Origin of the sequence: Ideonella sp. B508-1 (genome assembly GCF_000333615.1) — a bacterium.
Taxonomy (GTDB): domain Bacteria; phylum Pseudomonadota; class Gammaproteobacteria; order Burkholderiales; family Burkholderiaceae_C; genus Ideonella.
The window spans coordinates 1-4,589 of record NZ_BADL01000456.1; the positions used below are offsets into that span (position 1 = coordinate 1).

5 protein-coding genes are annotated in these 4,589 nt (G+C 68.8%); 1 reads left to right on the forward strand and 4 read right to left on the reverse strand.

Translation table 11 applies throughout. The annotated features are described in order from the left end of the window. Positions 1 to 140: 140 nt before the first annotated feature. Positions 141 to 887: a hypothetical protein gene (locus I73_RS18435; protein WP_148289847.1), complete on the reverse strand. Its 747-nt coding sequence runs from the start codon at positions 885 to 887 to the stop codon at positions 141 to 143. Between the two features lie 138 nt (positions 888 to 1,025). Between I73_RS18435 and I73_RS18440 the strand changes: the two genes are divergently transcribed. Then, positions 1,026 to 1,802 carry a ParA family protein gene (locus tag I73_RS18440; RefSeq protein WP_022981968.1) on the forward strand — a complete coding sequence of 259 codons (777 nt, stop codon included), beginning with the start codon at positions 1,026 to 1,028 and terminating at the stop codon, positions 1,800 to 1,802. A 9-nt stretch (positions 1,803 to 1,811) separates the two neighbouring features. On the opposite strand, the gene I73_RS18445 is transcribed toward I73_RS18440, so the two are convergent. The 3 genes from I73_RS18445 to I73_RS28920 form a co-directional block, all read right to left on the reverse strand. Beyond that, a complete protein-coding gene (locus I73_RS18445) occupies positions 1,812 to 2,675 on the reverse strand; it encodes an undecaprenyl-diphosphate phosphatase (RefSeq protein WP_022981969.1) in 864 nt (287 codons plus the stop codon). Positions 2,676 to 2,708: 33 nt separating this feature from the next. Then, a complete protein-coding gene (locus I73_RS18450) occupies positions 2,709 to 3,941 on the reverse strand; it encodes an NRAMP family divalent metal transporter (RefSeq protein WP_234409543.1) in 1,233 nt (410 codons plus the stop codon). An 11-nt stretch (positions 3,942 to 3,952) separates the two neighbouring features. Further along, positions 3,953 to 4,589, reverse strand: a 637-nt coding sequence (locus I73_RS28920; RefSeq protein WP_234409544.1) for a hypothetical protein, incomplete at its 5' end; no start/stop codon positions are given.

Here is a 4,589-nt window from a genome sequence, read left to right on the forward strand (position 1 = left end):
ATTCGAGCTCGGACCGGGGACCTCTAGAGTCCATGGTGGGAAGGTGTCGGTGCGGTGTCTGTGCGGGGTGAGTACCGGAAGCGGTCCGAATGGTTGCATTCGCAAACATCCGGGCAGGATTCGCCTGGCCCTCCCCCGTCTCACAGGCCCTGCCAGACCCAGCTCAGGACCCAGCGCGGCCGGCCCAGCTGGCCGTACAAGCCGCTGTAGGCCCCATCGGTCTGGACACGGGTCAGGGCCAGGCTCCAGCCGTCCCGGTCGGCGTACAGGCCCCACTGGCCGTAGCTGTAGCTGCCTGCACCGCCGTCGTAAAGGCGCCCCACGCCCAGGTCCACGCCGATGCCCAGGGCCAACGGCCAGCGCCCGTTGAGATCCACCGCCTGGATGGGGGACTGGATCTGGCTGTCGCAGCCGGGGCCGTGCCGGGGACGCCAGCTCCAGCCCAGGCTCAAGAGGTCGGACATGCTCAGGTTGGCGCCCAGCTGGTTGTAGCACCAGACCTGCAGCACCCGGTTGTCGGGCGAGCTGTCATGGCGCGCCTGCAGCGACCAGGCCCAGGTGTCGTCCAGGGCCTGCTCGTAACCGGCGCGCCAGGACAGCTCCGTGGCCAGGCGGCCGTCGCCGGCCTTCAGACGCATCAGGGAGCCCCCCAGCGACCAACCATCGGTGCTGTAGAGGTCCAGGCCCGCCAGGCCCACGGGGTGGTGGCCATCGCTCAGCAGCATGCCCCGCACCATCAGCTGGGAGAACACGCCCACCCTTGGCGTCACCGACAGGGTCTGGGCCGGGGCCGCCGTGGCAAGGCCGAGCAGCAGCCCCGCCAGCCAGGCGAGCCTGGCTGGGCGCCGGCACCGGGGCCGGGATCGCACGTCACGAAGCTGGGTCATCGACATCCTGATCCAGTGGGAGAGGCATCTGCCAGGGCAGGCCGGAGACTGTAACCTCGAAGCCCGGCGATGCTGCCGTTTCGCCTTGTCGCAGTGCACAATGACACCCACTCAAGCCATGCAGAAGCGGAGCTGACCATGCGTCGGGTGGTTTTCAATCAAAAAGGCGGTGTCGGCAAGTCCACCATCGCCAGCAACCTGGCCGCCATCAGCGCCAGCCAGGGCCTGCGCACCCTGCTGGTGGACCTGGATCCCCAGGGCAATTCCACCCGCTACCTGCTGGGCGAGGCCGCCGACGAGGCCCCGGCCGGCGTGGCCGACTTCTTCGAGCAGCAGCTCAAGTTCAGCGTGCGCACCCCGACGCTGGACGAGTTCATCACCGCCACGCCTTTCGACGGCCTGGACCTGATGGCCTCCAGCCCGGCGCTGGACGACATGCACGGCAAGCTGGAGTCGCGCTACAAGATCTACAAGCTGCGCGACGCGCTGGCCGAGCTGCAGGCCGCCGGCTACGACGAGATCTGGATCGACACGCCGCCGGCGCTGAACTTCTACACCCGCTCGGCGCTGATCGCGGCCGAGGGCTGCCTGATCCCCTTCGACTGCGACGATTTTTCGCGCCGCGCGCTCTACGCTCTGCTGGAGAACGTGCAGGAGATCCAGTCCGACCACAACGAGGCGCTGAAGGTCAGCGGCATCGTGGTCAACCAGTTCCAGCCGCGGGCCAGCCTGCCCCAGCGCATCGTGCAGGAACTGGTGGACGAGGGCCTGCCGGTGCTGCAGCCCTACCTGGGCAGCAGCGTCAAGGTGAAGGAATCCCACGAGCGCAACCTGCCGCTCATCCACCTGGATGCGCGGCACAAGCTGACGCAGGACTTCCTGGCCCTGCATGCGGCCATCAGCGCCCAGGGCTGAGGCCGGCCTTCAGCCCACCCAGAGCACCACCCCCGAGGCCAGCAGGCAGTAGGCGCCGAACAGGTGCCAGCGTCCGGCCTCCAGCCAGCTGGACAGCCAGCGCAGCGCCAGCAGGCCCACGCCGAAGCTGAGCACCATGCCCAGCAGCCCCGGCCCCAACAGGTGCAGCACGGCGGCACCGTTGAGCGCCGGGGCCCCGCTGGCCGCGGCATGGTGGCTGAACAGGCGGTAGACCTCCTTCACCACCACAGCCGGCGTGAGCACCACGGCCAGGGCGAAGCTGAACTCCTCGGCGCGCTCACGGCGCAGGCCCTGCACCAGGGCGGTGGAGATGGTGGCCCCCGAGCGGGAGAAGCCGCGGAAGGGCAGACACAGGCCCTGCACCGCGCCGATCCACAGCGAGGCCCGCGCCGACAGCACGTCACGCCGACCCGGCGGGATGCGCGACGACACGATGATGAGCACACCGGCGGCAGCCAGCGCACCGGCCATCAGCTTGGCGTTGCCGAAGAGCTGCTCGATCTCGAAATGATCGGCGTTGGCCGCGAACACGTGCTTGATGAACGACTGCAGCGCCAGCCCCACCACCCCGGTGGCCAGGGTGGCCAGCAGCACGTTGATGAGGCCATCGCGGCGGCGCTGGGCGGTGGCGAAGTAGGCGGCATGCCATTGGCGCCAGAAGTACACGATGACCGCCAGCATCGTGCCGGTGTGGAGCATCACCAGCAGCAGCGTCATCTCGGGGGCCGTGGGATCGAGCCCCAGCAGCTTCTCGGTCACGATGACGTGGGCCGAACTGGAGACGGGCAGCAACTCGGCCGCTCCCTGGACGGCGGCGAGCAGGGCGATCTTGAGAAGAAGGAGAAAGTCCATGGAAAACGTGGTTATGGCGCGCCAGCGCCGGGTTCAGGTCACCAGACCCAGGACACCTGCAACGACGCCGACGGTCGCCGCGATGACAAACATGCAACCGACCAAGGCGCCATAGGCACCGCGCAGTCGCAAGGCAGGGGGCAATTCTGTCCGCGCCAGCCGATACAGGAAACCCAGCAGCACCGGCAGCAGGAGGGCATTCACCACCCCGGTGGTGATGGACAGATCCACCAGGTTCATGCCGGAGACCACCAGGCCGCCGGCCACCAGCAGCAACAGCACCAGGGGCAGCTGCAGCCGCGGCGCCTGACGGGGGTGATCGGCCAGCGCATGACGGCGCCCGCTGGCCTCACCCACGGCCCAGGCCAGCGAGAGGCAGATGACCACGGTCGCCACCATGGCGGCGCCCCCCAGTCCGAGCGCGAACACCTCCTGCCCCCAGGAGGCGCCCAAGGTGTGTGTGAAGGCCTGCGCGATGTCGCCCACGCTGTCGAAGGCGCTGCCCTGGCTGGCCCCCGCGGTGGCGGCCGCGGCCACCAGCACCGCGGCCGCCAGCAGCTGACACACGAGCGCGCCGAACAGCGTGTCCCAGCGCGCCGCCGGGAGGTCTCGCAGGGACAGGCCTTTGTTGATCAGGGCCGACTGCTGGTAGAACACCGTCCACGGCATGACGCTGGTGCCGAGGTTGGCCGCCAGCAGGTAGAGGTAGCGGCCGTTGCCCATGGGCATGTCGCCCATCTGACGCCACACCTGCCCGCCCACCGGGTGGGCCCGCCAGGCCACCATCAGAAAGGCCAGACCGAACAGACCGAACAGCAAGGCCACGCGTTCCACCCCGTGATAGCTGCCGGTGAGCACCATGGCCAGCACCAGCACCACCAGCCAGGCCACGCTGAACCAGGCGGGCAGGCCGTAGAGCTGGCCGATGCCCACCAGGCCGCTGAACTGCGTCACCAGGGCGCCGAGGCAACTGCTCACCAGCGCGGCGACGAACAGCCAGGCCCAGCCGCGGCCGAAACGCTCGAGGATCAGTTCGCTGAAGCCCTTGCCGTTGGCCAGGCCCAGCCGCACCGCCAGCTCCTGGACCACGAACAGCAGCGGCACCAGAAGGACCTGCAGCAGGAGCAGCCGATAGCCCCATTCATGACCGCTCTGGGCCGCCGTGATGACGCTGCCGGCATCGTTGTCGGCCAGCATGACGATCAGGCCGGGCCCGAGCGTCGCCAGCCAGCGGCCCCAGACGGACGGGCGACGCGGCGCGCCCATGTTCACCATGGTCAGTGCCCCTTGCAACTGACGTGGTCGAACATGCCGCCATTGAGGCTCAAGGTGCGCGCGTCCAGGTAATCCACCCGAGTCGGCGGCGCAAAGCCCAGGGTGGTGCTGACGGCGTGGTAATTCCCCCAGTCGATCTGGTTGTCGAAGGACACCAGGCCCTGCGCCTCCTTGCCACCGGCCGACAGGCGGAACTGCTGCAGCCCATGTCGGTAAAAGACCGCGATCTCTCCACTCTGGCAGTCGAATCGAGGCATCTGTGCCGCCGGTGGCGGCATGAAATGCAGCACAGCAAAGGTGACAAAGGCGGTGATCCCCGTGCCTGCCGCCAGCAGCTCTGGCCACAAGGGGCGCTCGACTTGCGCGCCCGGTTCGGAAGGATCCGGGACGTGGTCCACCTCTACTGGCACCGGCAGATCCTGCGGGAGCGCCGTGGGCAGGCGAGGCACCGTCACCGGCACCTCCTCGGCCGGCGCCGGGCGAGAGCGCGGGAGCGGAAGCAAGTGCTGCGCCGCGGGCCAGTTCTCCTGGATCAGCCGACTCTCGATGAGCACGAAGATAGGCACGGCCAGGGGCACGATGTAGGACAGGGCCGGCGACAGCTGGCGCACCCAGTCAGCATAGAGAGGATCCCCGATG

Excerpts from the sequence above, each read along its gene's own strand:
- I73_RS18445 (WP_022981969.1), bottom strand. The coding sequence starts at position 2,675 with ATGGACTTTCTCCTTCTTCTCAAGATCGCCCTGCTCGCCGCCGTCCAG.
- I73_RS18450 (WP_234409543.1), bottom strand. The coding sequence starts at position 3,941 with ATGGGCGCGCCGCGTCGCCCGTCCGTCTGGGGCCGCTGGCTGGCGACG.
- I73_RS18435 (WP_148289847.1), bottom strand. The coding sequence starts at position 887 with ATGACCCAGCTTCGTGACGTGCGATCCCGGCCCCGGTGCCGGCGCCCA.
- I73_RS18440 (WP_022981968.1), top strand. The coding sequence starts at position 1,026 with ATGCGTCGGGTGGTTTTCAATCAAAAAGGCGGTGTCGGCAAGTCCACC.